This is a genomic window from Nocardiopsis coralli, from assembly GCF_014892575.1.
In the GTDB taxonomy this organism is placed as follows: domain Bacteria; phylum Actinomycetota; class Actinomycetes; order Streptosporangiales; family Streptosporangiaceae; genus Nocardiopsis; species Nocardiopsis coralli.
The window spans coordinates 109,897-134,911 of record NZ_JADBGI010000009.1; the positions used below are offsets into that span (position 1 = coordinate 109,897).

Consider the following 25,015-nt stretch of genomic DNA (forward strand, 5'->3'; position numbering starts at 1 on the left):
TGGTGCCTTTCGGGTCACAGGTGGCGGGCCGGGGCGGCTGGGATGTGGGGCGCCCTTGGGCTGGTGCGTACCGTGCGGGCGGGGCCGGCGGGTGCGCGGGGCGCCGGCGCGCCGCGCTGTGTCCCGGTGCTGGTGGGGCAGGTGGCGCGCCTGGTGACCAACGTACTCCACACGGGTCGGTGCCCGAAACCGCCCTGGGGGGCTAGGTGGGCCAGGGGCGGGCGGTGTCGATGAGTCCGGTGAAGGCGGCCAGGAGGCGTAGTTCGTCGACGGTGCGGGGTGCGGTGGTGCGCAGGGCGGGGGCGTAGGTGACCACGGCGGTGCGTTGGGCGCGGGAGAGGGCGACGTTGAGGCGGTTGCGGTCCAGGACGAAGCTGGGGCCGCGGTTGGTCTGGGCGGCGTCGGAGGTGGTCATGGAGCAGATGACGGCGGCGGCTTCTTGGCCTTGGAAGCGGTCGACGGTGCCTACGCGGATGTGGGCGAGTTCGGGTGTGTGTTGGCTCGCGTGGTTGAGGGCGCGGCGTAGGGCGCGTACTTGGAGGTTGTAGGGGGCCACGACGAGGATGTCGGTGCCGGTCAGGGGTGTGTTTTCCGGGTGCAGGTGTTGGTTGAGCAGGGTGTGGGCGATGGCCAGGACGGCGTCGACCTCTTCGGGGCTGTGGGTGGTGCGGGCGGTGTGGGTGACGGGGTGGGCGTAGACGCCTGGTTCGAGTGGGGTCAGGGTGCGTTGGGCGGTGGTGGGGTGGGCGTGCAGGCGGTTGTCGTAGGACAGGCGGGAGATGGCCGAGCACACGGTGGGGTGCATGCGTCGTGAGGTGTTGAGGAAGTAGCCGCGGGTGGGGTCGATGACGGTGTCGGTTCCCATGAGGTGTTGCAGGGCTGAGGCGTCGGCGCCTTCGCCGTGGGTGCCTTGGACGACTTGTGGGAGTTGGCGGGGGTCGCCGAGTAGGACGATGTTGTGGGCGGCGGTGGCTGCGGCGAGGGTGTCGGCCAGGGCGAATTGTCCGGCTTCGTCGATGATGAGCACGTCGAGGGGGTCGGCGACCATGGCGGCGTTGGTCATGGCCCAGGCGGTGCCGCCGATGAGGTGGGGCTCGTGCTGTTCTTGGCGGCGTCGGCGCCAGGTGGCCATGGCTTGGGGTGTGGTGGGTTCGTCCCAGGGGTGGTCGGTGTGTTCGGTGCGGGATTTGGGGCGTTTGGCGGCGTGGATGGTGGTGCCGCGGTTGTGGGCGGTGGCCAGGGCGGCGTGCATGACGTTCTCGACGGCTTTGTGGCCGGTGGAGCACACGCCCACGGAGCGGCCCTGGTCGATGAGGTGGTTGATGAGTTGGGCGGCCAGGTAGGTCTTTCCGGCTCCGGGTGGGCCCTGTACGGCCAGGTAGGAGTGGTCGAGGCGGTCGGTGGCGGCCAGGACGGTGGCGATGGGGTCGCCGTCGTGGTCGTCGGTGGTGGGCAGGGGTCCGGGTGGGCACAGGCGCGGAGGGTGGGCGCGCAGGATGTCGGTGCCGGCGTTGTGGGGCCAGTGGGGCAGGGCCTTGACGGTGGTGGTGGCCTGTTGTTCCAGGGCGCCGTCCTTGGGTTGGGCGCGTACGGGGGCGCCGGGCAGGACGGCGACGGGGCGGGTGCGGGGTGTGTCGTCGGGCTCGGCGGTCTGGGTGATGAGCAGGTGGTCGGTGGCGGCTTCGGTGACGGTGGCGGTGGTGGTGGCCGGTTCTTGTCCGGGGCGGGTGGGTGTGAGCAGGTGGACGGACTGGCCGGTGGTGAAGGGGTGGGGTCGGGCGGGGTCCAGGTCCATGCGTAGTTCGCGGCGGGCCTTCTTCTGCCGTCCGGTGGGTTCGATCCACTCCCCTGCGCGTACGCGGTGGGGCACGGCGCAGTCGGTGTCGGTCTCGAGTTCGCTCAGGGGTGCTTGGGTGCGGCGGAAGTGTTCGCGCCAGGGTGGTTGGGCTTCGCGCTGGTAGTAGCCGACCAGGGCGGCCAGGGTGGCGCGGGCCTGGTCGGTGGGGGTGCGTTGGTCGGGGGTGGGGGGCAGGTGTTCGTTGAGGGGGCCGGTGATGGCGGCCAGGCGTTGTTGGGTCTGGGCGCGTTTGTGGGCGCGTTCGGCTTCTTCTTCGGTGAGTTCGAGTTGGATCAGGGGGCGTTCGGTGACGCCGTGTTGGTCGCGCAGGGTCTCGAGCCAGTCGCGCAGGCGGGCGGTGGAGTGGCAGTCGTCGCGGTTGTAGGCGGCGATGTCGTCGAGGATCTGCTGGGCGCCGGTGTGGTCGCCGTCGGTGTGGGCGCGCAGGTGGGCGGCGTAGGCGTCGATGCTGGAGGTGGCGGTGGTGACCTGTCCGGCGCGGGTGTTGGGCAGGTAGAGGGGTTCGAGGGCCTTGATGGAGTAGGAGCGTTGGGACACGCGCAGGCTTTTGCGGACCACGGTGTAGAGGTCGACGAGGCGGTGTTCGCGTAGGAGGCGGTCGACGGCTTCTTCGCGGGTGGCGAAGGCGGAGCTGAGGTGTTTGAGCCGGTCGGCCTCGTAGGAGGCGTAGTGGTAGATGTGCGCGCCGGGGTCGGCGTCGATGCGGGCGGTGGCGAAGTCGACGAAGTCTTCGAGGGCGCGTTGTTCCTGGGTGCGGTCGTGGGCCCAGAAGGTGTGGAAGGTTTCGGTTTCCTGGTCCTCGGTGGTGGCGCCGAAGAGGTATTCGAGGCCGCGTTGGTCGTCCTCGTCGTGGTAGGGGTAGCCCTCCATGTCGAAGAAGAGGTCGCCGGGGCTGGGGGCGGGCAGGGCGGCCAGGTGGTCGGGGGCGTGCACGTGGGCGGTGACGGTGCCCTGGGGGTTGGTGGGGGTGCGGGTGAGGTCCTGTTCGACCTGGAGTGCGGCTTGGGCGCGTAGTTGGTCGAAGGTGGCCTCGGGCAGGGTGTGGGGGCGCTGGTCGGGGGTTGCGGTGGCGAGGTGGTCGATGGTGGCCAGGCCGGCGTCGGTGAGTTTGGCGGCCTGGTCGGTGCGTAGGCCGGCCACGAGGGAGAGGTGGCGGGCGGCGGTGCGGCCCTGGGTGCACCAGGTGTTGTAGCCGCAGCTGTCGCAGGCGGGGCGGGGGGTGCCCCAGGTGGGGGTGGGCAGTGTGGGGGGTTGGGTGAGGCGGTGGGTGAGGCGTTCGGTCAGGGGCCGGAGCACGGGGGTGAAGTCGGCGGTGGGCAGGGTGTGGGTGTGGTGGTCGCCGGTGAGCAGGTGCATGCGGTGGGGGTGGTGGCCGGTGTGGGTGAGGGCGTGGGCGTAGGCGGCCAGTTGCACCAGGGCTGCGGGGGTGGGGCGGCGGGTGAGTTTGGTGTCCCAGGGTTCGTAGGTGAAGTCGGGGTCGTGGGTCAGGTGGCCGGTGGTGGTGTCCAGGTCCGAGCGGATGAGGAAGTCGGCGCGGCCGTGGAACCACAGGGGTGTGGTGGCGCCGTCGGGGGTGAGGGGGTGGTAGAAGCTGGCCTGGTAGAGGACGGGGGTTCCGGCTTCCATGGCCTTGGTGGTGGCGCGTGCGGCCTGGGTGAGGGTGTGGGGGTCGGTGCCGGGGTCGGGCATGTGCTCGACGTGGGTGAGGGCCTGCAGGTGGTGCAGGGTGTGGTGTTCGTGGGCCAGGCCGTGTTGGGCGATGAGGTCGTCGAGGGGCTCGGGGGTGGGTGCGCCGGGCAGGTGGGCGGCCAGGGCTGTTTTGAGGTGGCTGCGGTGGTCGCACTCGAGCTGGTCGACGAGGTCGGTGGGTGAGACGACCCATCCGTTGGTGGTGGCGAACACGCCCGGCTCCCCCTGGGTGTGGCTGTGTGGTTGGTGGGGATTGTGTCACGGGGGTGGGACGGGTGGGGGTGGGTCTGTGGGGTGTGTGGTGGTCCTGCCCGGGGTGGGGGTGCCCCCGGGCAGGGGTGGTGGTGTTATTCGACGACCTGCCAGTCGACGGTGCCCACGCCGGATCCGGTGCCGATGATCTCGTCGAAGGCTGCGGTGGACAGGTCCAGGCAGCGTCCGTCGATGTAGGGGCCGCGGTCGTTGATGCGTACGGTGACCGATTGGCCGTTGGAGGGGTTGGTGACCTCGACCTTGGTGTCGAAGGGCAGGGTCTTGTGGGCGGCGGTCATGGCGTGGGTGTCGAAGGTTTCGCCGTTGGCGGTGGTGGAGCCGTGGAAGCCGTCTCCGTAGAAGGAGGCTTCGCAGGTGCCGCCTTCGCCGGTGGGCTCTGCGCCCGATCCTGATTCTTCGTTCTCGCCGGTCCCGGGGGTGTCGTCCTGGGGTTGTTCGGTGGGTTCGCTGTCCTCGGTGACGGCCTCGCCCTGGGAGGAGGAGGTGGCGTTGGCGCCGGATCCGCGGGTGTCCTCTCCCCCGGCCTGGTCGTCGGGCTGGTCCTGTTGGTCGCTGTCTGCGGCCGAGTGCAGGGGGTCGGTGGCGGCCTCGGGGACCGTGGCGGCCTGGGAGGCGTCCTGGGGTGAGGTGTCGGTGGCGATGACCGCGGCGGTGGCGGTGCCGCCCACCAGCAGGGCCGCGCCCACGGCCGAGCCCATGAACAGTGCGCGCCGCTTGCGGTGGCGGGCGGCTGAGCGGCGCGGCCCCAGGGTGGTGGTCTGGTCCGGGGCGTCGTCGGGCCGGTGTGTGCCCATCAGGTGTGTCCTTCGAACGGGAACAGGGTGAGCGGTGGGCCCGGGCGGCTGTGGAGCGTGGCCGTGGGCGTGTGCCCCCTGGTGGTCGTGCCGGGCTGTGGGCGGAGGTGGTCTCCGGGCCGGGCGGGAAGGGCGACCTGGGAAAACGGGGTGCGCATGACCGCTTGGAGAGGACTCGCACGGGGTCCGAGCGCTGAGCCTATGAGTAACGCGAGGGTAACGTTACCGGAAAGGCGGGGTTTGTGGAACTTCTCACCCGGTCTCGTGCGGGCGGGGCAGGTCGGGGCGGCGCGGGCCCATGCCCTGCGGGAACAGGTCGGTGTGTGCGTGGTGCAGGGGTGTGCCGGCCAGGTCGGCGACGGCGTGGGCCAGGGAGGGGTTGTCCAGGTGTCCGCCCACGGCGGTGATCGTCTGCGCCAGGGCGGTGCGGGGGTGGGCGCCCAGGTGGGTGATGGCGTAGAGGGCGGCCACGGCGGGGGTGCGTGAGGCCCCGGCCCAGCAGTGCAGGAACACGTGGTGGCCTTCGGTGCGCAGGTCGGCGACGGCTTGTGCGGCCTGGGTGAGGGTGTGGTGGAGGTTGGTGTTGGCGCCGGGCCGGTCGTGCAGCCACGGGCGCACCCAGTGGGTGGGGTCCAGGTGGGGTGCGTCGCTGGGGTGGGTGCGGCAGAGCGAGACCGCGGCGGTGGGTGTGGTGGGGGCGGTGCGTAGGTGGTCGATGTTGCCCAGGCTGACGCCGTGGTCGTGGGGGTGGGGTGTGGTGAAGGGGGGAAGGCGCAGGTCGTCTCGGGTGCGGATGGGGTGGTGGGGCCACTGGTCGGGGTGGTGGCCGTGCAGGGCTGTGAGGGCGCGTTCGGTGTGGGTGTGTTGGTCGTGGCCCAGGGCGCGCAGGCTGTGCGGGTCCAGGGCGGAGATGCCCCAGTGGGCGGTGGCCAGGGCCGCGGTGTACAGCAGGGTGTCGGGGTGGGGGTGTTGGCGGGCGGCGGTCAGGGTGTGGTGCAGGTGGTGGGCGGCCAACGTGTGCTGGGCGGGGTGGTGGGGCGGTTGGGGTGTGTGGGTGAACAGGTGCAGTGAGGCGGTGCGGGGGTCGGCCGAGTTCGGGGTGGGTGGGGGTGGTGTGCGGGTGTGGACCAGGGCGTGCAGGTGGTGGGCCCAGGTGCGGTCGGCCGGGTCGGTGGCGGTGTGGGGTGCGGTCAGGGCGGTGTGGACCAGGTCGGTGACGGCGCGGGCGTGTTGGGGGTCGCGCTGGTGCAGGCGGGCGGCGGCGGTGGGTGCGCAGGCGGCTCCGGCGGCGCGGTCGTCGGTGGGGTCGGGTGGGAGCACGGCGGGTGGCCTTTCGGGCGGGGGTGGGTCCGCCCGTGTGTGTACCCGTTCTCAGTGGGGGTCGGTGGCCAGGCGGTAGCCGCGTTTGACGACCGTTTGGATGAGGCGGGGGTTTCCCAGGGCGGTGCGCAGGCGTGCGACGGCTGTTTCGACGGCGTGGGTGTCGGCGTCGGGTCCCAGGCAGGAGAGCAGGTGGGTGCGGGTGCAGACCTGTCCGGGGCGGTGGGCCAGGGCGTGCATGAGGCGCATGAGGGTGGGCGAGAGGGTGTGCACGCACCCGTCGAGCAGGACGGCGTGGCCGCGTAGGCGTAGGTGGTGGCCGGCCACGCGCAGGGTGGGAAAGCGCGCGGGCAGGGTTTCGGTGAGGGTGCGTACTTGGGCGCCGATGCGGGCGCGGCGGGGCCATTGGGTGGGGATGTCGTGGGCTTGGAGGGGGCGTGCGGTGACCGGTCCCACGCACATGGCCATGACGTCGTTTTTCAGGGCGCGGATGAGGTGGTGTTGGTGGCCGGTGTGGTGGGCGCGGGTGAGTAGGCCTGCGGCGGCGGGGGCGCTGGTGAAGGTGATGGCGTCGATGCCGCGTTGGCAGGTGGTGTCGATGAGGTGGTCCAGGGGTGTGGTGTCGGTGGGGTGGGTCCAGCGGTAGACGGGGATCTCGATGACGGTGGCGCCGGCCATGCGTAGGGCGGCGGTGAAGTCGGGCAGGGGTTCGCCGTGGAGTTGGACGGCGATGCGTTGTCCTGCGACGCCTTGGTCGAGCAGGTGGTCCAGGACTTCGGCGGAGGATTCGGAGGGTGGGGACCATTCTTCGGTCAGGCCGGCGGCGCGGACGGCGCCTTTGGCTTTGGGGCCGCGGGCCAGGACGCGGGAGTGGTGCATGGCGGTCTTGAGTTGTTCTGCGGTGCCCCAGGTTTCGCAGGCCTCGAGCCAGCCGCGGAAGCCGATGCCGGTGGTGGCCACGACGATGTCGGCGGGGTGGTGGGCGAGTTCGTCGGAGACGCGGGCCAGGCGGCGGTCGTCGGCCAGGGGCAGGATCTGCAGGGCGGGGGCGGCGATGACGTGGGCGCCTTTGCGGGTGAGGAGGGCGGTGAGTTCTTCGGCGCGGCGGGCGGCGGTGACGGCGACGGTGAAGCCGGCCAGGGGTTGGGTGGTGGGTTGGTTCATGGGGTGTCCTGTTCGGGGCGGGTGTGGATCTGTATGTGGTGGTTGTGGGTGCGGACGGGGTGGGTGTTGAGGCGGGTGGTGGGGTCGGTGAGGCTGTGGCCGGTGGCCAGGTCGAAGGTGTGTTTGTGCAGGGGTGAGGTGAGGGTGGGGCGGCCGTGGTGGTCGCCGATGATGCCGCGGGCCAGGACGGCGGCTCCGGTGTAGGGGTCGATGTTGTCCAGGGCGTGCAGGTGGTGGGTGTGGGTGCGTACCAGGACGAGTTGGGTGTGGTCGGGCAGCAGGACGGCGAGGGGGTCTTCGGGGTGCAGGTGGTGGCTGGGGCAGGCGGTGATCCAGGTGTGGGTGGTGGTTGTGGTGGTCATCGGGTGGCCTCCTGGGGGCGGGTGGTGGGCAGGCCCAGGTCGGTGGGGGTTGTGGGGACGGGTTGGTCGCGCACGGTGGTGAAGGCGATGGTGGGGTCGGGGGTGTGGGGGGCGTTGGTGAAGGTGGTGAAGCGGGCGAGTTTGTCGGGGTCGTTCAGGACGTCGGCCCATTCGTCGGTGTAGTGGGCCACGTGTTCTTCCATGGCTTGTTCGAGGTCGGCGGCGATGCCGAGGCTGTCGTCGAGGACGACCTCGCGCAGGTGGTCCAGGCCGCCGTCGAGGTTCTCGATCCAGGGGGCGGTGCGTTGGAGGCGGTCGGCGGTGCGGATGTAGTACATGAGGAAGCGGTCGATGGTGCGGATGAGGGTGGGCTCGTCCAGGTCGGTGGCCAGGAGTTGGGCGTGGCGGGGGGTGAAGCCGCCGTTGCCGCCGACGTAGAGGTTCCAGCCGGTGTCGGTGGCGATGATGCCGAAATCCTTGCTGCGGGCTTCGGCGCATTCGCGGGCGCATCCGGAGACGGCGGATTTGAGTTTGTGGGGTGCGCGCAGGCCGCGGTAGCGCTCTTCGAGGCGGATGGCGAGGGTGACCGAGTCCTGGACGCCGTAGCGGCACCAGGTGGTGCCCACGCAGGATTTGACGGTGCGTAGGGATTTTCCGTAGGCGTGGCCGGATTCGAAGCCTGCGTCGACCAGGCGGCGCCAGATGTGGGGCAGTTGTTCGAGGCGGGCGCCGAGCAGGTCCACGCGTTGGGCGCCGGTGATCTTGGTGTAGAGGTCGAAGTCGCGGGCGACCTGGCCGATGGTGATGAGTTTGTCGGGGGTGATCTCGCCGCCGGGGATGCGGGGCACGACGGAGTAGGTGCCGTTGCGTTGCATGTTGGCCAGGTGGCGGTCGTTGGTGTCCTGCAGGTGGGCGCGGTCGGGTTGCAGGATGTGGCCGGTGCCGGCCGAGGCCAGGATCGAGGCGATGGCGGGTTTGCAGAGGTGGCAGCCGCGTCCGGTGCCGTGGGTGGTGATGAGTTCGGAGAAGGTGCGGATGCCACTGGCGCGCACGATCTGGTGCAGGTCGGCGCGTGAGTGGGTGAAGTGTTCGCACAGGGCGGTGGATTGTTCGATGCCGGCGTCGTTGAGCAGGCGGGTGAGGGTGGGAACGCAGGAGCCGCAGCTGGTTCCGGCGCCGGTGTGGTTCTTGAGGGTGTCCAGGGTGTGGCAGCCCTGGTCGATGGCGCTGGTGAGGTCGTTCTTGGTGACGGCGTTGCAGGAGCAGATCTGGGCGGTGGCGGGCAGGTCGGTGGCGGTGGGTGCGGGTGCGTTGGGGCTGATGAGGGCGAGCGGGTCGCCGGGCAGGGTGTGGCCGAGCAGGGGGCGCAGGGTGGCCAGGGCGGTGGTGTCGCCGACCAGGACGGCGCCGAGCAGGGTGGTGGCGTCGTCGGAGAGCACGAGTTTGGCGTAGCGGCCGCCGGCGGTGTCGTTGACCACGACGTCCAGGGCGCCGGGGGTGGTGGCGTGGGCGTCGCCGAGGCTGGCCACGTCCGCGCCCAGGAGTTTGAGTTCGGTGGCGGGCCGGGCGGGGGTGAAGTGGGCGGGGTGTCCGGTGAGGTGGTCGGCGGCCGTGTCGGCCATGGCGTTGCCGGGGGCGATGAGGCCGTGCACGGTGCCTTGGTGGGAGGCGACTTCGCCGATGGCGAGGATGTCGGGGTGGCTGGTGGTGCAGGTGTGGTCGATGGCGGCGCCTCCGCGCGGGCCCAGTTCGAGGCCGGCTTGGCGGGCGAGGTGGTCGCGGGGGCGGATGCCGACGGAGAAGACGACCAGGTCGGCGTCCAGGGTGGTGCCGTTGTCCAGGTGCAGGTGGTTGGTGCCCTGGGGGGTGGTGGTGATGTGGGTGGTGGCGGCGCCGGTGTGCAGGTGCAGGCCCAGGTCGGTGATGTGGGTGGCGAGCAGGTGGCCGGCGCCGGGGTCGAGTTGGGCGGGCATGAGGTGGTCGGCGAGTTCGATCACGTGGGTGTCAAGGCCGAGCAGGCGTAGGGCGTTGGCGGCTTCGAGGCCGAGCAGGCCGCCGCCGATGACGGCGCCGGTGCGGGCGCCTGCGGCGGCGCGGGTGATGGCGTCCAGGTCGTCGATGGTGCGGTAGGTGTGGCATCCGGGCAGGTCGTGGCCGGGGATGGGTGGGACGAAGGGGTCGGAGCCGGTGGCCAGGACGAGGCGGTCCCAGTGGTGGGTGGTGCCGCCGGTGGTGGTGGCGGTGTGTGCGGTGGGGTCCAGGTGGGTGACGGTGTGGCCGGTGAGGATGCGGGTGTTTGGGCTGGTCAGGGGCGGTAGGGCCAGGTCGTCTTCGGTGGCGCCGTCGGCGTAGGTGGACAGGGCGACGCGGTCGTAGGCGGGGCGGGGTTCTTCGCCCAGGACGGTGATGCGCCACTGGTGGGTGGTGTCGCGCTGGTGCAGGGCCTGGACGAGGCGGTGGCCGACCATGCCGTTGCCGATGACGAGGAGGTCGTGCATGGGGGTGCTCTCCTTGGGGTGGCGGGCTCTGGGCTCAGGGAACCGGTGGGCTGTTGCTGCGGGGTCAGGTGCGGGTGTCGGGGGTGTTTCGTTGTGGTCTCTGTGCAGGTGGGCGTGGTGTGAAGGGGTGGAGGGTCGGGGCGGGTCCGGTCCCCGGTGTGGGTGGGCCGGGGTGGGCCGGGGTGTGCCGATGACGGCTGGCGCGGCCGCCCCTCCCCCGGCCCTGCTGGGCGCGCACCCAACGAGTCGTGACCCTGCGTGTTCCTGGTCACGGGCGGGCCGCCCTGGCGCCGGGCGCGGATATCGTGGCTGCGCACAGTGCGTGAGTGAGGGTGGTGGACATGGCCGAGCCGGGCCGTGACGCGGTCGAGCACGGGCAGCAGGCCCTGGGCGGGCAGACCGGGCAGAGGGAGCAGGACGGGCCGGTTGCCGAGGTGGTGGGGCTGGTGTCGTTGGGTTCTGAGGACGCTCCGGCGTGCTCGGACGGTTTTTGCGGTTGAGGGGGAGGCTTCGTGCAGGTCGAGATCTGGTCCGACATCGTGTGCCCGTGGTGCTACATCGGTAAGCGCCGTTTCGAGCGGGCCCTGGGCGAGTTCGCCGGCGCCGATCAGGTGCAGGTGCGCTGGCGCAGCTTCCAGCTGGACCCCGACTTCCCGGTGGGGGTGAGTGAGCCGGTCTACGATTCCTTGGCCAAGAAGATGGGTGCGCCCATCGAGCAGGTCGAGGAGATGACGGCGCGGGTGACGCAGGTGGCCGCCGAGGAGGGGTTGGACTACGACCTGGCCGGCGGGGTGATGGTCAACACCTTCGATGCGCACCGGCTGTTGCAGGCCGCGCAGGACCAGGGGGTGGGCGAGGGCGCTCACGAGGTGTTCCTGCGCGCCCAGCTGGTGCAGGCGCGGGATCTGTCCGAGCCCGAGGTGCTGGTGGAGCTGGCTCAGGAGGCGGGGTTGGAGGCCGGGCTCGCCCGCCGGGTGTTGGGCAGTGACGAGTACGCGCGCCAGGTGCGCGAGGACGTGGCGCTGGCGCAGAAGCTGGGCGGTACCGGGGTGCCCTTCTTCGTGTTGGACCGGGCTTTCGGTATTTCGGGGGCCCAGCCGGTGGAGGTGTTCGTCTCGGCGCTGGAGCGGGCCCGGCAGGCCTCGACCGCCTGAGGGGTGCGGGGGTTGTGGCGGGGCGGGGTGCACGTGTGGTGTGCCCCGCCCCGTTGGTGTTGGTGGGGGTCAGTTGTTGGGGCGGGCCGGGTCGGTGTGGGTGTCCTGGTCCGGGTGCGTCGGTGTCGGGGTGGTGGGGTGGGGGCGGCGGCGCAGGGTGGCCACGGCGACACCGGCCAGGCACAGCAGGCCGCCGGCCAGGGCCAGGGGTGCCGGGGCCTCGGACAGCAGTAGCCAGGACAGGGCGATGACCAGCGGGGGTGAGAGGTAGGTGGAGGCGGCCAGGCGGCCCGCGGTCACGTACGTCAGGGCGTATCCCCAGGTCAGGAATGCGATGGCGGTGGGGAAAACGCCGAGGTAGATCATCGTGAGGGTGGCTGGGGGCGGTGCGGCGGCGGTCTGCTCGGCCAGCTGCGGGGCGTAGGGCAGGGCCGCGACCGCGCCGGCGAGGCAGCCCAGCCATGTGAGGGTCAGGGCGTCGACGTGGTCGAGCAGGCGTTTCTGTCCGGTGGCGCTGGCCGCGTAGAGGAGGGCGGCGAGCAGGCCGAGGGCGACGCCGGCGGTGTCGCCGAGCCCTGAGGAGGTGCCTGCGGCGATGAGTGCGACCCCGCCGAAGGCGAGCGCGACGCCGATGAGCAGGCGGCCGGGGAAGCCTTCGCCGAGCAGTAGGCCGGCGAAGAGCGCCACCAGTGCGGGGGCGGTGTTGACCAGCAGGGCTGCGGTGCCTGCGTCCAGGTGCTGTTCTGCCTGGTTGAGGACCAGGTTGTACAGGCCGAACCAGGCCACACCCCAGGCGATCGTGGCGGCCAGGGGTCGGCCCCGGGGCAGGCGCAGGGTGCGGCGGGTCCACACGGCGCGGGCGGCGACGATCGCGGTCAGCACGGCGGCGCCGGCCAGGAGCCGGCCCAGTGCCAGTGCGCCCGGGGAGAAGTCGTGCCCGGCGGCGCGGATGCCGACGAAGGCCGAGGCCCACAGGGTGACGGTGACGGCTGCGGCCAGGGCGGGCAGGGCGGCGTGCGCGGCTGCGGGGCGCTGGGGTGTGGATGTGGGCGCGGTGGCGGGTTGGGGCCGCTGGTGTGGGCGTGGTTCGGTCATGGGGCCATCGTGGCGCTGCGGGTCGGTGAAGGACCAGCGAATAGTCCTTACGCACGATTCAGTGGGGCTTTATGGTCGGGGGATGCTCGATGTCCACCGGTTGCGTGTGTTCAGTTCGGTCGTGGCGAGCGGGTCGGTGCAGGGTGCTGCGGCCAACCTGGCGTACACGCCTTCGGCGGTCAGTCAGCACATCACGGCGCTGCAGCGTGAGACCGGGTTGGTGCTGTTCGAGCGGGTGGGGCGGGGGTTGCGTCCTACCCCGGCCGGGCTGGTGTTGGCTGCCGAGGCCGATGCGGTGTTGGCGCGGCTGGGTGAGGCGGAGTCCCGGGTGGCCGATCTGCGTGCGGGGCGCACGGGCACGCTGTCCATCGCTTACTTCGCCTCTGCGGGTGCGGCGTGGTTGCCCTCGGCGGTGCGCCGTGTCTCGGAGGCCTTTCCCGGTGTGCGTCTGGATCTGCGGTTGAGTGAGGCGTTGCCCGCCGACCCGGGTGTTCGCGCGGATCTGCAGTTGATCGTGGAGACCGAGGGTTTCGCTCCGGGGCCGGGGTTCACCGCGCACCGTCTGCGGGAGGATCCCTACCTCGCGGTGCTGCCGCGCGAGCATGCGCGTGCGGGTGAGGGGGCGATCGATCTGTTGGATCTGGCGGGTGAGCCCTGGATCGACAACGATGTCGCTGACGGGCCGTGCCGTGCGCGGCTCGTGCAGGCGTGCCATGCAGCGGGGTTCGCTCCGCCGTTTCGGCTCCGGGCGCACGATTATCCGACGGCGATGGCGTTCGTCTCGGCGGGGATGGGCATCACGGTGATCCCGGGGTTGTGTTCGGTGCTGTTGCCGCCGGATCTGAGGGCGGTGCCCGTGGTGCGTCCCGCCCCGGTGCGTACCGTGACCGCGGTTCTGCGTTCGGCGAGCGACGGGCCGCCTCTGCGCGCGGCCCTGGAGGCTTTCCGTGCCCTGGCCGCGGGGGATCCGGTCCCTGGCCCGTCCGGGTCCGGTCACCGGAGCCGGCCTGGGCCCATCGGGCAGGACGGGCGGCCTGACGTGCTCACCTGAGGAGAGGGACCTCTCCCCCGGCGCGGCCTCGGCCGTGGGCCAGGGCCTGTGTTGTGTGCACCTTCTGTCGCCTTGGCGAGTCCTGCGCCGAATGCCTCGTTCGAGGGACTGCGCCGCGCACGTCCCTCGAGGGTGAGGGTGGGCGTATCCGGTGGTGCCCCGCAAGGCCGAGGAAGCAGGCCCCTCACTGTGCGCTGCTTGGCGAGCTCAGCAGTTTCACACAGCGGGGCCCGGCCTCGGTATGCAGCTGCGCTGAAGAGATCGGCGTTCGTCGGGGGCGTTGGTGGCGGGTGGTGGGTGGGCGCCGCCGAGCCGGTCTGTGGCCCGGGTGGTGCTCACCGGGCGGCCGGGGCGGGGCGGGCGTCGATGAGGTCCTGGACCTGGCGTGTGCATCCTCCGCAGCCGGTGGTGGCGCGGGTGCGCGCCGCCACGGCGTCCCGGTCGGTGGCGCCCTGGTCCAGGGCGTCTTCGATGGTGCTGCGGTGTACGGCGTTGCACCGGCACACCAGCGGGTCCTGCTCCGGTTCCTCCTGGCTGTGGCCCAGGGCCGAGGGAAGCCCCTGCAGCAGGGCGAGCAGGTCCTGCGGGGGCGGGGCGCCGGTCTCGTACATCTGGGCCAGGGTTGCGGCGGCCTCGGGGAAGCCGAGCAGGACGGCGCCTCGGATGCGGTCGCCGGTGACGGTCAGGGCTCCGTAGCGTCCGGTGCGCGGGTCGGTGACGGTGACCGTGTCCCCGGCGTCGGGGTCGGGGTGGTCGGGGTCGGTGTCGACCTGGCCGAAGGCGGTCAGGTCGATGCCGGTGGCTTTGAGGCGTGTGACGGGGCGGGTGCCGGTGTAGGTGGCGCCGGGGTCGGTTCCGGTCAGGCGGCGGGCCAGGACTGCGGCTTGTTCCCATCCGGGGGCCACGAGCCCGGCGGGGGCGCCGGGGTGGCGGGCGCAGTCGCCGATGGCGTGCACACGGGGGTGGGAGGTGGCCAGGTGGTCGTCGACGACGATGCCGTGGTCGGTGGCCAGGCCGGCCTGCTGGGCCAGGTCGGTGGTGGGTGCCACCCCGGCGGTGACGATGCAGGCGTCGGCGGCCAGGACGTGGCCGTCGTCCAGTTCCAGTCCGGTTCCGGGGATCCACCGTGCGGCCACGCGCCAGGTGTGTACCTGTACGCCCAGGTCGGTGTAGAGGCGGGTGAGGATGCGGGCGGCGCCGCGGTCGATCTGGCGGCGCATGATCCAGGGTGAGGATTCCACCAGGTGCACGCGGATGCCGGCCTGGGCCAGGCCGCGGGCGGTCTCCAGGCCCAGGACTCCCCCGCCCAGGACGACGGCGGGGGCGCCGGGCTCGAGCAGGGAGGTGATGCGGTGGCAGTCGGCGGCCTGGCGCAGGGCGCTGACGCCGGGTCCGGGGGTGCCGTCGCTCTCGCGCAGGCCGGGCACGGGGGGTAGGTGGGCGTGGGCGCCGGTGGCCAGGACGAGTTCGTCGTAGTGCAGGTGGGTGCCTTCGTCCAGGGTGAGGGTGCGGGCGAGCGGGTCCAGGTGGGTGGCGGTGGTGTCGGTGCGGATGTGGACGTGGTCGGCGGGGGTGTGGGGCAGGGCGATGGTGTGGTCGGTGTGGTGTCCGGCCAGCACGTGTGGGAGCAGGATGCGGTTGTAGGCGGGGCCGGGTTCGGTGCCCACGGCGGTCAGGTGTACGCGGGTGCCGTCCGGGTCCAGGCGGGTGATCTCTTCGGTGAAGCGGGAGCCGACCATGCCGTGGCCGACCAGGGCGATGTGGCGGGGGCGGCTGGTCATGGGCGTCCTTCCGTGGCGGGGTCGGGGGCGGGGGTGATGCGTACGGCGCTGACCTTGAATTCGGGCATGCGGCTGGTGGGGTCCAGGGCGTGTTGGGTGAGGGTGTTGGCGGCCTGGTCGTGGGCGTAGTGGAAGGGCACGAAGACGGTGTCGTGGCGTGCGGTGGGTGTGGTGTGTACGCGGGCGGTCATGGTGCCGCGGCGTGAGGTGAGGTGGGCGCGGGCGCCGTGGGTCAGGCCGTGGTGGGCGGCGGTGTCGGGGTGGATCTGGACGGTGGCTTCGGGGTCGGTGGTGGCCAGTTCTCTGATGCGGCGGGTCTGGGCGCCGGATTGGTAGTGGCCGAGCAGGCGTCCGGTGGTGGCCCAGAGGGGGTAGTGGGTGTCGGTGGTTTCTGCGGGGCCGTGGTGGGTGGGTGTGCTGAAGCGGGCGCGGCCGTCGGGGTGGGCGAAGGTGTCCAGGAACATGCGGGGTGTGGAGGGCACCCGGTCGGGGTCGGGTTCGGTGGTGGTGGGTCGGGGTGCGGGCCAGTACTGGGGGTGGCCGGCGGTCAGGTGGTGGGGGTCGATGCCGGAGTAGTCGGCGCGTCCGCCGGCGGAGGCGCGGGCGAGTTCGGCCAGGACGGTGTCGGCGTCGTGGGGGAAGTGGTGGGGGTCGGCGCCCAGGCGCGGGGCCAGGTCGGACAGGACCTGTAGGTCGGTGCGTACGCCGGGGGGCGGGTTCTGGGCGCGGGTGCGGCGCAGGAGGCGCCCTTCGAGGTTGGTCATGGTGCCCTCTTCTTCGGCCCATTGGGCTGTGGGCAGGACGACGTGGGCCTGTTGGGCGGTTTCGGAGAGGACGAAGTCGCAGACGATGAGGTGGTCCAGGGCGGCCAGGCGTTTTTTGATGAGGGTGGTGTCGGGTGCGGACACGGCGGGGTTGGAGCCCATGACGAAGAGGGAGCGGGGGCCGTGGGGGGTGCCCAGGGCGGCCAGGAGTTCGGTGGCCGAGCGGCCGGGTCCGGGCAGGTCGTGGGGGGTGGTGTTCCACAGGTGGGCGATGTGGGTGCGGGCGTCGGGGTCGGTGATGTGGCGGTATCCGGGGAGTTGGTCGGCTTTTTGTCCGTGTTCGCGTCCGCCTTGTCCGTTGCCCTGGCCGGTGATGCAGCCGTAGCCGGAGCCGGTGCGTCCGGGTAGGCCCAGGGCGAGGGCGAGGTCGATCCAGGCGCCGGCGGTGGCGGTGCCGGTGGCGTGTTGTTCGCTGCCGCGGCCGGTGAGGATGTAGGCGGAGCGGTTGCGGGCGGCGTGGCCGAGCAGGTCGGCGGCGGCGCGGATGTGGTGGGCGGGCACGCCAGTGATCTCTTCGGTGCGTTCGGGCCAGTGGGCGGCGGCTTGGGCCCAGGTGGTCCGGAAGCCGGTGGTGCGTTGTTCGATGTAGGTGTGGTCGAGGTGTCCGGCGGTGCGGGCGGCGTGGAGCAGGCCCAGGGCCAGGGGCAGGTCGGTTCCGGGGCGGGGTGCGAGGTGGAGTCCGCCGTGGTCGAGGGCTTGTTGGGCGGTTGGGGTGCGGCGGGGGTCGATGACGATGAGGGTGGGTGCGGCCAGGTGGCCCATCATCGGGGGCATGGTTTCGGCGGGGTTGGCGCCGGCGAGCAGGACGACTTGGGCGGTGGCGATGTCGGTGAGGGGGAAGGGCAGGCCGCGGTCGAGGCCGAAGGCGTGGTTGGTGGCGGCTGCGGCCGAGGACATGCAGAAGCGGCCGTTGTAGTCGATCTGTGAGGTGCCCAGGGCCAGGCGGGCGAATTTGCCCAGGAGGTAGGCCTTTTCGTTGGTGAGGCTGCCGCTGCCGTAGACGGCGTTGGCGTCGGGGCCGTGGGTTCGGCGTAGGTGGTCGAGGTGGTGGGCGGCGGTGTCCAGGGCCTGTTCCCAGGTGGCGGGTTCGAGGTGGCCGTTGTGGCGGATGAGGGGTGTGGTGAGGCGGTCGGGGTGGGTGAGCAGGTCGGGTGCGGTCCAGCCCTTGCGGCACAGGCCGCCGCGGTTGGTGGGGAAGGGGGCGGGGCGGGCCCTCAGGTTCCCGTCGGGGCCGGGTTCCAGGTGCATGGCGCATTGCAGGGCGCAGTAGGGGCAGTGGGTGGTGCTCATCGGGTGGCGGCCTCGGCGGGGGCGGGTGCGGTGGTGTGGGGGCGCAGGTACAGGAACCGGGTCAGGGCGGCGCAGCCCAGGTAGAACAGGGCGAAGGCGGCGAAGGCGTGTGCGGTGGTGCCGAAGGCGGCGAAGGATTCGCGGAAGGCGATGTTGACGCCCACCCCGCCCAGGGCGCCGACGGCGCCGATGAGGCCGAGCATGGAGGAGGCGGTGCGTTTGGTGTGGGCGCGGGTGGCCTCGGGGTCGGCGCCGGCGGCGATGGCGTGCTCGGCGCGTTGGTGCTGGATGGTGGGGATCATTTTGTAGGTGGAGCCGTTGCCCAGGCCGGTGAGGGTGAACATCAGCGCGAAGGCGCCCACGAACAGGGCCAGGTGGGCGGCTTGGACGGCGGCGACCAGGGCCAGGGCGCAGGCGGTCATGGCCAGGAAGACCCAGAGGGTGACGCGGGCTCCGCCGTGGGTGTCGGCCAGGCGCCCGCCCAGGGGGCGGATGAGGGAGCCGATCACGGGGCCCAGGACGGCCACGGCGGCGGAGGTGATGGGTGCCAGGCCGAACTGGGACTGCAGGAGCAGGCCGAAGGCGAAGCCGGTGCCGATGAAGGATCCGAAGGTGCCGATGTAGAGCACGCTCATGGTCCAGAAGTGGCGGTCGGTGACGGCGGAGAGTTGGGCGCGGGCGTCGGAACGCACGTGGGTGAGGTTGTTCATCGAGCGCAGGGCCCACCAGGTGGCCAGGGCGATCAGGGGCAGGTAGATCAGCGGCACCAGGTGGGGTGCGGCGGTGGTGAACAGGGCGATGACGGCCAGTCCGACCAGTTGCACGGTGGCCACGCCGATGTTGCCGCCGCCGGCGTTCAGGCCCAGGGCCCAGCCTTTTTCTTTCTCGGGGAAGTAGGAGTTGATGTTGGCCATGGAGGAGGAGAAGTTGCCTCCGCCCAGGCCGGCGGTGGCGGCCAGGGCCATCATGAGCCAGAAGGGGGTCTGGGGGTTCTGTACGGCCACCAGGGCGGCGAGTGTGGGTGCGATGAGCAGGGCGGTGGAGATGATGGTCCAGTTGCGTCCGCCGAACAGGGGCACGGCCAGGGTGTAGGGCACTCGGAGTACGGCGCCGACGAGGGTGACGGTGGACAGCAGCAGGAACTTCTGTTCGGGGGTGGTGGAGAAGCCGTGCTCGGGGATCATGAACAGCACCAGGACCGACCAGATGCTCCAGATGGAAAAGCCCAGGTGTTCGGAGGCGATGGAGGCCCACAGGTTGCGGCGGGCGAGGGGGCGTCCGGTCTGTTCCCAGAAGTGGGGGTCTTCGGGGTGCCAGTGGTTGATCCAGCTGGGCCGGGTACGGTCGGGGCGCAGGTGGTCGGTGAGGGGCACGGGTCTGCCTTCCTGGGGCGGGTGGGGTGGCCGCCTCAGAACCTAGGCAGGGCGGGTTGCGTGCGGGTGTCCTTGCGTAACGTGCGCGCAACGGTCGGCTCACCCGGGGCAGGTCGGGGCGGTGAAGGGGGGTGTGTTCGGGGCGCAGACAGGCGTGGGGGCGTGTGGGACGGTGTGCGCATGTGTGCGCGGGTGTGGGAGTGGGACGGTGCGGGGGCCGGTGAGCAGGAGCGGGCGCAGTGGGCGCGTGTGTATGCCGGCGGTGAGGCGGAGGTGGCCGGGGGCGGGCTCTCGGCGGGTGAGGTGGCCGAGCGGGTGCGCGGTTCGGGTTCGCCTCAGGTGTGGCGGTGGGCGGCGTGCACGGGGTCGGGCGGTGCGGTGGTGGGTGTGGGTGAGTTGCGTCGTCAGCCCTTCGATGCGTCGGTGGGTGCGTTGCGGTTGTACGTGGAGCCGGGGGCGCGCCGTCAGGGGTTGGGGATGCGGTTGCGGGCGGCGGCGTTGGAGCGGGCCCGGTCCGAGGGGATGGAGCGTACCCAGAGCACGGTGGTGGCCGGGCCGCAGGGTGAGGATTTCGCGCGTACGAGCCCGTGGTTGCGCACGGTGCTGGCGCTGGAGCTGCACCAGCAGGTCTTGGACGAGCCCACGTTGGCGCGGTGCCGGTCGTTGGCGTCCTCGCCGCGTCCGGGGTATCGGCCCGCGCACTGGGTGGGCCCGGCCCCTGATGCGTTGGCGGCCTCGTTCGGGCGGGTGATGGGGCACTTGTTGGAGGCTCCGGGTGCGGGGTTGCGCGGGGGCGGTGTGTGGGGTGCGCAGCAGGTGCGGGCCTGGGAGCGGCGCATCACCGAGGACGGGGCGCGTCTGGTGGTGGGTGCGGTGCTGGACCGGACCTCTGATGAGGTGGTGGCGGCCACGGCCAGCACGGTGAGCCGGTCGCAGGTGGCGTTGCAGCACGACACGGCGGTGTTGCCGGCGCATCGGCGCAAGGGGTTGGCGATCCGGGCCAAGGCGGCTCAGGCTCTGCGTATCCACGAGTATTTCCCGCACGTGCGGGTGTTGTCGGTGATGGTGGAGCCGCCTCATACGGCGATGGTGGCGTTGAACCGTTCGCTGGGGTATGTGCGGGTGGGTGAGCGGTTGTTGGTGGAGGAGGATCTGCGCCGCGGGTGAGCCGGTACCGGGCCGGGCGGGGCGGGTAGGTGGGGGCCATGGACGAGCGACCGGTTCTGGTGGTGGGCGGTAGTGGTTCGACGGGGCGGCGTGTGTGCGCGGCGTTGACGGGGGCCGGGTGTGCGGTGCGGTCGGTGGCGCGGTCGGCGCGGGTGCGCTTCGACTGGGCCGATCCGGCCACGTGGGAGCAGGCGGTGGACGGGGCGCGTGCGGCTTATGTGATGGCGCCCGACGGGGTGTGGGTGGATCCAGCGTTCCTGGAGCGGGCCGTGGAGCTGGGTGTGGAGCGGGTGGTGCTGCTGTCCAGTGATGCCCTCGAGCAGATGGGTGATGAGCGCCTGTTGGCCGCGGAGGAGGCGGTGCGTTCGTTGGTGCCCGAGTGGACGGTGTTGCGGCCGGACTGGTTCGATCAGAACTTCGACGAAGGTGTGCTGTTGGAGCAGGTGCGTGCTGGTGCGGTGGTGGTGCCGGTGGAAGGGGTGCGCCAGGCGTTCGTGCACGCGGGCGACATCGCGGCGGTGGCCGCGGCGGCTCTGACCGGGGAGGGGTTGGTGGGGCGCACGTTGCGGGTGACGGGGCCGCGGGCGCTGTCTTTTGCCGAGGCGGTGGCGTTGGTGTCCGAGCAGGCGGGGTTCGAGGTGCGGTTCGAGGGTGGGGCGAAGGATTTTGTGCGGGTGCTCTCGCGGGCGGGTGTGGACGGTGAGCAGATCGATCGCATGCTGGCCTCGTTCGCGGGGTTGGTGGAGCGCGGTGATGCGGTTCCTTCGGGTGTGGTGGAGCAGGTGACCGGGCGCGCGGCGGTGGATTTTGCGGATTTTGTGGTGGAGGCGGCCCCGGCCTGGCGGGTGTGAGGAAGGTCGGGCACACCACGCTTCCTACTGGCCGGTAACATCGGGGTATGAGCCTCGACCCCACCGCTGGAACCTCCCGTTTCGACCGCGACACCGCCGTGGACAAGCGCGAGGACGGCGAGTTCACCGCCACCCTCACCGACGCCTGGACCACCTTCACCACCCACCCCAACGGCGGTTACGTCCTGGGGGCGGCGCTGCAGGGGCTGGGCCAGTGCCTGTCCCAGCCCGATCCCCTGGCCGTGTCCGCGTTCTTCCTGCGCCCGGCCGCGCCCGGCCCGGCCACCGTGTCCACCGAGGTGGTGCGCGAGGGGCGGCGTACCGCGACGGGCCAGGCCGTGCTGGAACAGGGCGGCAAGCAGGTCGTGCGGGTGGGCGCCACCTACGGCGACCTGGCCCCGGACCCCTCGGCGCGCGAGCTCAGCCTGGAGGAGCCGCCCGACCTTCCCGACCCCGAGCAGTGCCTGGTGCCCGCCGAGTTCGACGGGACCGCCCAGGGGACCTCCATCGCCGCCAGCGTGCAGTACCGCTACCCCTCCCGGCCGGGGTGGCTGGACGGGCGCACCGACGGCCGGCCCCACTCCGAGTTCTGGATGCGCTTCGCCGACGGGCGCGCGGCCGACACGCGTGCGCTGGTCTCGATGGTGGACTTCGCTCCCCCGGCGGTGCTGGAGATCGGTGAGTTCCAGACGGTGACGGTGGAGCTGAGCGTGCACGTGCGCGCCCGCCCGGCGCCGGGGTGGCTGGCCTGCCGGGTCTTCACCAAGCACGTGGCCGGCGGGCTGCACGAGGAGGACGTGGAGCTGTGGGATGCCCGGGGCACGCTGGTGGCCCAGGCCCGCCAGCTCGCGATGCTGCTCTGAGCCGCCCTGTGTGGGGCCCGGCCGCCGTGGTGCGGCGCGGGCCCCCTTTTTTTGTGTGGTGTTCAGACCACGGCGCGGAAGTGGGTGGTCAGGCGGTGGTCCTGGTCGAGCAGGTGGAAGGCCACGCCCGGGGGTTGGTCCATGGCGGCGGTGTGTTCGCTGTCCCAGGGCATGGGTGCGCTGCGGATCAGGGCGGGGGCCAGCAGCAGGGGCAGTCCGGCGAAGGTGGTGACGCCGGCGGTGTGGGCGTGGCCGACCAGGATGCCGGCCACGCGGGGGTGGGCGCGCAGGAGTGCGGCCAGGTCCTGGGCGTTGTCCAGGCGCACGCGGTCGGAGAGGGGGTGGTGCACGCGCGCGGGCGGGTGGTGGAAGGCCAGCAGGGCGGGGGTGTCGCCTTCCAGGGATTCCAGGGTCTGGTTGATCCACATCAGGGTGGCCGGTTCCAGGTGTCCGCCGTCGTGGCCGGGGACGGTGGAGTCGCACACCAGGACGGCGGTGCCGTGGACGTGGTGGAGCTGGTTGAGGGGTTCTCGGGAGGGGGCGCGGCCCAGCAGGTGGCGGCGCAGGGCGGCGCGGTCGTCGTGGTTGCCCGGGCAGGTCAGGACGGGGAAGGGCACGTCCAGGAGTTGGGCGGCGCGGTGGTATTCGTCCTCGGCGCCGGTGTGGGCGAGGTCGCCGGTGACCAGCAGGGCGTCGGGGCGGCGGTGTAGGCGGGTGAGGTGGTCCAGGGTGCGGGTGGCGCGTTCGGTGGCGCGTTCGCTGCCGTCCAGGTGCAGGTCACTGATGTGGGCGAGCAGAAGTGTCAACGGGGGTCCCTCCACCGGCGGGCCGGGCCGGTCTTCTCACGGTTCGACGCTTTTTTCGTGAGAACGCTAGTGCGCGCCCCGTGGGCGGGCAACCGGTGTTGGAGGGGCTCGTTGCGGCTCTGAGCAGGGACGAGGGGCGGGGTGGGCGTGCCCGCCCCGGTCAGGTGTGGGCGGGGTTGCGGGTGCGTGTGCGCCGGCGTGTGCGTCGCCGGCCCAGGAGTCCGTGGCGGGGTGAGAACAGGTAGGCCAGGGTGAAGGCGCCGGCCTGGGCCAGGACGATGGATCCGCCGGTGGAGATGTTGAGGTGGAAGCTGGTGAACACGCCCAGGACGGCGGCGGTCACGGCCACGGCGGTGGCGATGGCGAGCATGCGTTCGAAGCGGTCGGTGAGCAGGTAGGCGGTGGCGCCGGGGATGATGACCATGGCCACGACCAGGATGATGCCGACCGCTTGCAGGGCCACCACGACGGTCACGGCGAGCAGGCCCAGCAGGAGGGTTTCCAGCCGGCGGGGGTTGAGGCCGATGGCGTGGGCGTGGACACGGTCGAAGGCGTAGAGGGTCAGGTCGCGGTGTTTGTACCAGACCACGGTCAGCACGAGCGCGGCCAGGGCCAGGATCTGGACGATGTCGGTGTCGGTGACGCCCAGGACGTTGCCGAAGAGGATGTGGCCCAGGTCAGTCTGGCTGGGTACGCGTGAGATCAGGACCAGGCCCAGGGCGAACATGGCGGTGAAGACCACGCCGATGACGGCGTCCTCCTTCACGCGTGAGGTGCGGTTGACGGCGCCGATGAGGGCGACCGAGCCGGCGCCGAAGACCAAGGCTCCCAGGGCGAAGGGCAGCCCGAACATGGCCGAGAGCACGACGCCGGGCAGGACGGCGTGGGAGACGGCGTCGCCCATCAGGGACCAGCCCATGAGGGTCATCCAGCAGGACAGGACGGCGCAGACCACGCCCGCGACCACGGCCACGAGCAGGGCGCGTTGGACGAAGGCGAACTGCAGGGGTACGGCGAAGAAGTCGACCAGGGCGGTCAGGGCATCCATACCGGGCCTTCCTCGGGTGTGTGGACGCCGAAGGCCTCCATGAGCAGTTCGGGGCGCAGGACCTGATCGGGGGTGCCGCGGGCCACGACGCGGCGTTGGAGCAGGACGGCGCGGTCGCACAGGGCGGGGACCTGGGCCAGGTCGTGGGTGGACACGAGCAGCGTGTGGCCCTGTTCGCGCAGGGTGCGCAGCAGTTCGATGATGGTGGATTCGGAGTGTTTGTCCACGCCGGCGAAGGGTTCGTCCAGGAGCAGGACCTGGGCCTGTTGGGCCAGGGCGCGGGCGAGGAAGGCGCGTTTGCGTTGGCCGCCGGACAGGGCGCCGATCTGGCGGTCGGCCAGGTCGGTCAGGCCGGTGCGGTGCAGGGCCTGGTCGACGGCCTCGCGGTCGGTGGGGCGGGGGCGGCGCCGGGTTCCCATGTGGCCGTAGCGGCCCATCATGACCACGTCGCGTACGCGTACGGGGAAGGCCCAGTCGACCTGTTCGGACTGGGGGACGTAGGCGAGCAGTCCGGCGCGGCGGGCGGCGGTGTGGGTGCGGCCCATGATGCGTACGCGGCCGTGGTCGGGGCGGACCAGGCCCAGGACGGTCTTGAACAGGGTGGATTTGCCGGAGCCGTTGGTGCCGAGCAGGCCGCAGATGAGTCCTGGGGGCACGTCCAGGTCGACGTGGTCCAGGGCCAGGACCTCGCCGTAGTGGACGGTGGTGCCGGTGACTTCGATGGCGGCGGTGTCCTGGCCGGTGTTCACTGGCGGTCCTCCCCCTGTGTGAGGCCTTCGGCGATGGCCTCGGCGTCGTGGCGCAGCAGGTCGAGGTAGGTGGGTACGGGTCCGTCGGCCTGGGAGAGGGAGTCGACGTAGAGGGTCTGGCCCAGTTCGGCGCCGCTCTCGCGGGCCACGGCCTGTTGGGAGCTGTCGTTGACGGTGCTCTCGCAGAAGACGGTGGGTACGTCGTTGTCTTCGACGAAGTCGACGACGTCGGCGATCTGTTGGGGTGTGCCTTCGTTCTCGGCGTTGACGGGCCACAGGTAGGCCTCGGCCAGGTCGGCGTCGCGGGCCAGGTAGGAGAAGGCGCCTTCGCAGGTGACCAGGGCGCGGGAGCGTTCGGGGACGGCTTCCAGGGCCTGGTCGAGGTCGGTGGCGACCTGGTCGAGGTCGCCTTTGTAGTCCTCGGCGTTGTCGGCGTAGGTCTGTGCGCCGTCGGGGTCGAGTTCGGTGAGGGCGTCGCGGATGTTGTCGACGTAGGTGCGGCCGTTGTCGGGTGACATCCAGGCGTGGGGGTTGGGTTCGCCCTCGTACTCGCCGGAGGTGACGGGGATGGTGTCGATGCCCTCGGTCAGGGTGCGGGTGGGGGCGTCGATCTGGTCGGTGAACTGGTCGAACCAGGCTTCCAGTCCCAGGCCGTTCTCCAGGACGAGGTCGGCCTCGGAGCCGCGCACGAGGTCGTCGGGGGTGGGTTCGTAGCCGTGGATCTCGGCGCCGGGGCGGGTCAGGGAGGTCACTTCGAGGCGCTCGCCGGCCACGTTCTGGGCCATGTCGGCCAGGACGGTGAAGGTGGTCAGGACCAGGGGGCGCTCGTCGCCGTCGTCGGTGGCGCCGCTGGTGGTGCAGGCGGCCAGGGTGAGGGTGAGGGCGGCCGCTGCGGTGGCGGTGACCGGTGCGGTCCTGTTCATCAAGCGCCCCAATCTCCAAAGTTCGGCACGCCTAACTTTTTACCACAACCTGGACGAACAGCACAGCGTCGGTGCTTGCCCC

Annotated in this window: 20 protein-coding genes; 6 read left to right on the plus strand and 14 right to left on the minus strand. The window is 71.6% G+C overall.

Features of this window, described 5'->3' with window-relative positions; translation table 11 throughout:
• Positions 1-202: 202 nt before the first annotated feature.
• The 6 genes from IDM40_RS12230 to nirB all read right to left on the minus strand — a co-directional run bounded on the left by IDM40_RS12230 (position 203) and on the right by nirB (position 9,958).
• A complete protein-coding gene (locus tag IDM40_RS12230; protein ID WP_193122095.1) occupies positions 203-3,760 on the minus strand; it encodes a TM0106 family RecB-like putative nuclease in 3,558 nt (1,185 codons plus the stop codon).
• A 134-nt stretch (positions 3,761-3,894) separates the two neighbouring features.
• Positions 3,895-4,614, minus strand: a complete 720-nt coding sequence (locus IDM40_RS12235) for a septal ring lytic transglycosylase RlpA family protein (RefSeq protein WP_193122096.1) — start codon at positions 4,612-4,614, stop codon at positions 3,895-3,897.
• 252 nt (positions 4,615-4,866) lie between these two features.
• Positions 4,867-5,934, minus strand: a complete 1,068-nt coding sequence (locus IDM40_RS28640; protein WP_193122097.1) for a protein-tyrosine phosphatase family protein — start codon at positions 5,932-5,934, stop codon at positions 4,867-4,869.
• A 51-nt stretch (positions 5,935-5,985) separates the two neighbouring features.
• Positions 5,986-7,098: a uroporphyrinogen-III synthase gene (locus IDM40_RS12245; protein WP_193122098.1), complete on the minus strand. Its 1,113-nt coding sequence runs from the start codon at positions 7,096-7,098 to the stop codon at positions 5,986-5,988.
• Positions 7,095-7,460, minus strand: coding sequence for a nitrite reductase small subunit NirD (gene nirD, locus IDM40_RS12250; protein ID WP_193122099.1), 366 nt, complete (start codon positions 7,458-7,460; stop codon positions 7,095-7,097). The genes IDM40_RS12245 and nirD overlap by 4 nt, the downstream gene beginning before the upstream one ends.
• Positions 7,457-9,958 carry a nitrite reductase large subunit NirB gene (nirB, locus tag IDM40_RS12255; protein ID WP_193122100.1) on the minus strand — a complete coding sequence of 834 codons (2,502 nt, stop codon included), beginning with the start codon at positions 9,956-9,958 and terminating at the stop codon, positions 7,457-7,459. The genes nirD and nirB overlap by 4 nt, the downstream gene beginning before the upstream one ends.
• A 326-nt stretch (positions 9,959-10,284) precedes the next feature.
• On the opposite strand from nirB, the gene IDM40_RS12260 reads away from it, so the two are divergent.
• Both IDM40_RS12260 and IDM40_RS12265 read left to right on the plus strand, forming a co-directional pair.
• The gene (locus IDM40_RS12260) at positions 10,285-10,458 is read left to right on the plus strand and encodes a hypothetical protein (protein ID WP_193122101.1); all 174 of its coding nucleotides are present in this window, start codon (positions 10,285-10,287) and stop codon (positions 10,456-10,458) included.
• Positions 10,459-10,470: 12 nt separating this feature from the next.
• Positions 10,471-11,112, plus strand: a complete 642-nt coding sequence (locus IDM40_RS12265; protein ID WP_193122102.1) for a DsbA family oxidoreductase — start codon at positions 10,471-10,473, stop codon at positions 11,110-11,112.
• A 69-nt stretch (positions 11,113-11,181) separates the two neighbouring features.
• Here the strand turns inward: IDM40_RS12265 and IDM40_RS12270 are convergent, their stop codons facing one another.
• Entirely contained in the window at positions 11,182-12,207 is a 1,026-nt protein-coding gene (locus tag IDM40_RS12270) for a DMT family transporter (protein ID WP_193122103.1), read from the minus strand.
• 25 nt (positions 12,208-12,232) lie between these two features.
• Here IDM40_RS12270 and IDM40_RS12275 point away from each other — a divergent pair, with 25 nt between their 5' ends.
• Positions 12,233-13,258, plus strand: a complete 1,026-nt coding sequence (locus IDM40_RS12275; protein ID WP_216630696.1) for a LysR family transcriptional regulator — start codon at positions 12,233-12,235, stop codon at positions 13,256-13,258.
• 335 nt (positions 13,259-13,593) lie between these two features.
• Here IDM40_RS12275 and IDM40_RS12280 read toward each other — a convergent pair whose 3' ends face one another.
• Genes IDM40_RS12280 through IDM40_RS12290 form a run of 3 tightly spaced genes read right to left on the minus strand, consistent with a single transcriptional unit; the run spans position 13,594 to position 18,526 of the window.
• Positions 13,594-15,039, minus strand: coding sequence for an FAD-dependent oxidoreductase (locus tag IDM40_RS12280; RefSeq protein WP_193122104.1), 1,446 nt, complete (start codon positions 15,037-15,039; stop codon positions 13,594-13,596).
• Complete coding sequence (locus IDM40_RS12285) at positions 15,036-17,153, minus strand: molybdopterin oxidoreductase family protein (protein ID WP_193122105.1); 2,118 nt, start codon at positions 17,151-17,153, stop codon at positions 15,036-15,038. Before IDM40_RS12285 ends, IDM40_RS12280 begins: the two co-directional genes overlap by 4 nt.
• Positions 17,150-18,526, minus strand: coding sequence for an MFS transporter (locus tag IDM40_RS12290; RefSeq protein WP_193122106.1), 1,377 nt, complete (start codon positions 18,524-18,526; stop codon positions 17,150-17,152). The genes IDM40_RS12285 and IDM40_RS12290 overlap by 4 nt, the downstream gene beginning before the upstream one ends.
• Before the next feature lie 180 nt (positions 18,527-18,706).
• Between IDM40_RS12290 and IDM40_RS12295 the strand changes: the two genes are divergently transcribed.
• The 3 genes from IDM40_RS12295 to IDM40_RS12305 are packed head-to-tail and all read left to right on the plus strand — an operon-like array spanning position 18,707 to position 21,407.
• Complete coding sequence (locus IDM40_RS12295; protein WP_193122107.1) at positions 18,707-19,693, plus strand: GNAT family N-acetyltransferase; 987 nt, start codon at positions 18,707-18,709, stop codon at positions 19,691-19,693.
• A gap of 38 nt (positions 19,694-19,731) precedes the next feature.
• Positions 19,732-20,544 carry an SDR family oxidoreductase gene (locus IDM40_RS12300; RefSeq protein WP_193122108.1) on the plus strand — a complete coding sequence of 271 codons (813 nt, stop codon included), beginning with the start codon at positions 19,732-19,734 and terminating at the stop codon, positions 20,542-20,544.
• 47 nt (positions 20,545-20,591) lie between these two features.
• Positions 20,592-21,407 carry a thioesterase family protein gene (locus tag IDM40_RS12305; RefSeq protein WP_193122109.1) on the plus strand — a complete coding sequence of 272 codons (816 nt, stop codon included), beginning with the start codon at positions 20,592-20,594 and terminating at the stop codon, positions 21,405-21,407.
• Between the two features lie 62 nt (positions 21,408-21,469).
• Here the strand turns inward: IDM40_RS12305 and IDM40_RS12310 are convergent, their stop codons facing one another.
• The 4 genes from IDM40_RS12310 to IDM40_RS12325 form a co-directional block, all read right to left on the minus strand.
• Positions 21,470-22,213: a metallophosphoesterase gene (locus IDM40_RS12310; protein WP_193122110.1), complete on the minus strand. Its 744-nt coding sequence runs from the start codon at positions 22,211-22,213 to the stop codon at positions 21,470-21,472.
• Positions 22,214-22,373: 160 nt separating this feature from the next.
• Positions 22,374-23,261, minus strand: coding sequence for a metal ABC transporter permease (locus IDM40_RS12315; RefSeq protein WP_193122111.1), 888 nt, complete (start codon positions 23,259-23,261; stop codon positions 22,374-22,376).
• The gene (locus IDM40_RS12320) at positions 23,249-24,010 is read right to left on the minus strand and encodes a metal ABC transporter ATP-binding protein (protein ID WP_193122112.1); all 762 of its coding nucleotides are present in this window, start codon (positions 24,008-24,010) and stop codon (positions 23,249-23,251) included. The genes IDM40_RS12315 and IDM40_RS12320 overlap by 13 nt, the downstream gene beginning before the upstream one ends.
• Positions 24,007-24,933, minus strand: a complete 927-nt coding sequence (locus IDM40_RS12325; RefSeq protein ID WP_193122113.1) for a metal ABC transporter substrate-binding protein — start codon at positions 24,931-24,933, stop codon at positions 24,007-24,009. Before IDM40_RS12325 ends, IDM40_RS12320 begins: the two co-directional genes overlap by 4 nt.
• Positions 24,934-25,015: the final 82 nt, after the last annotated feature.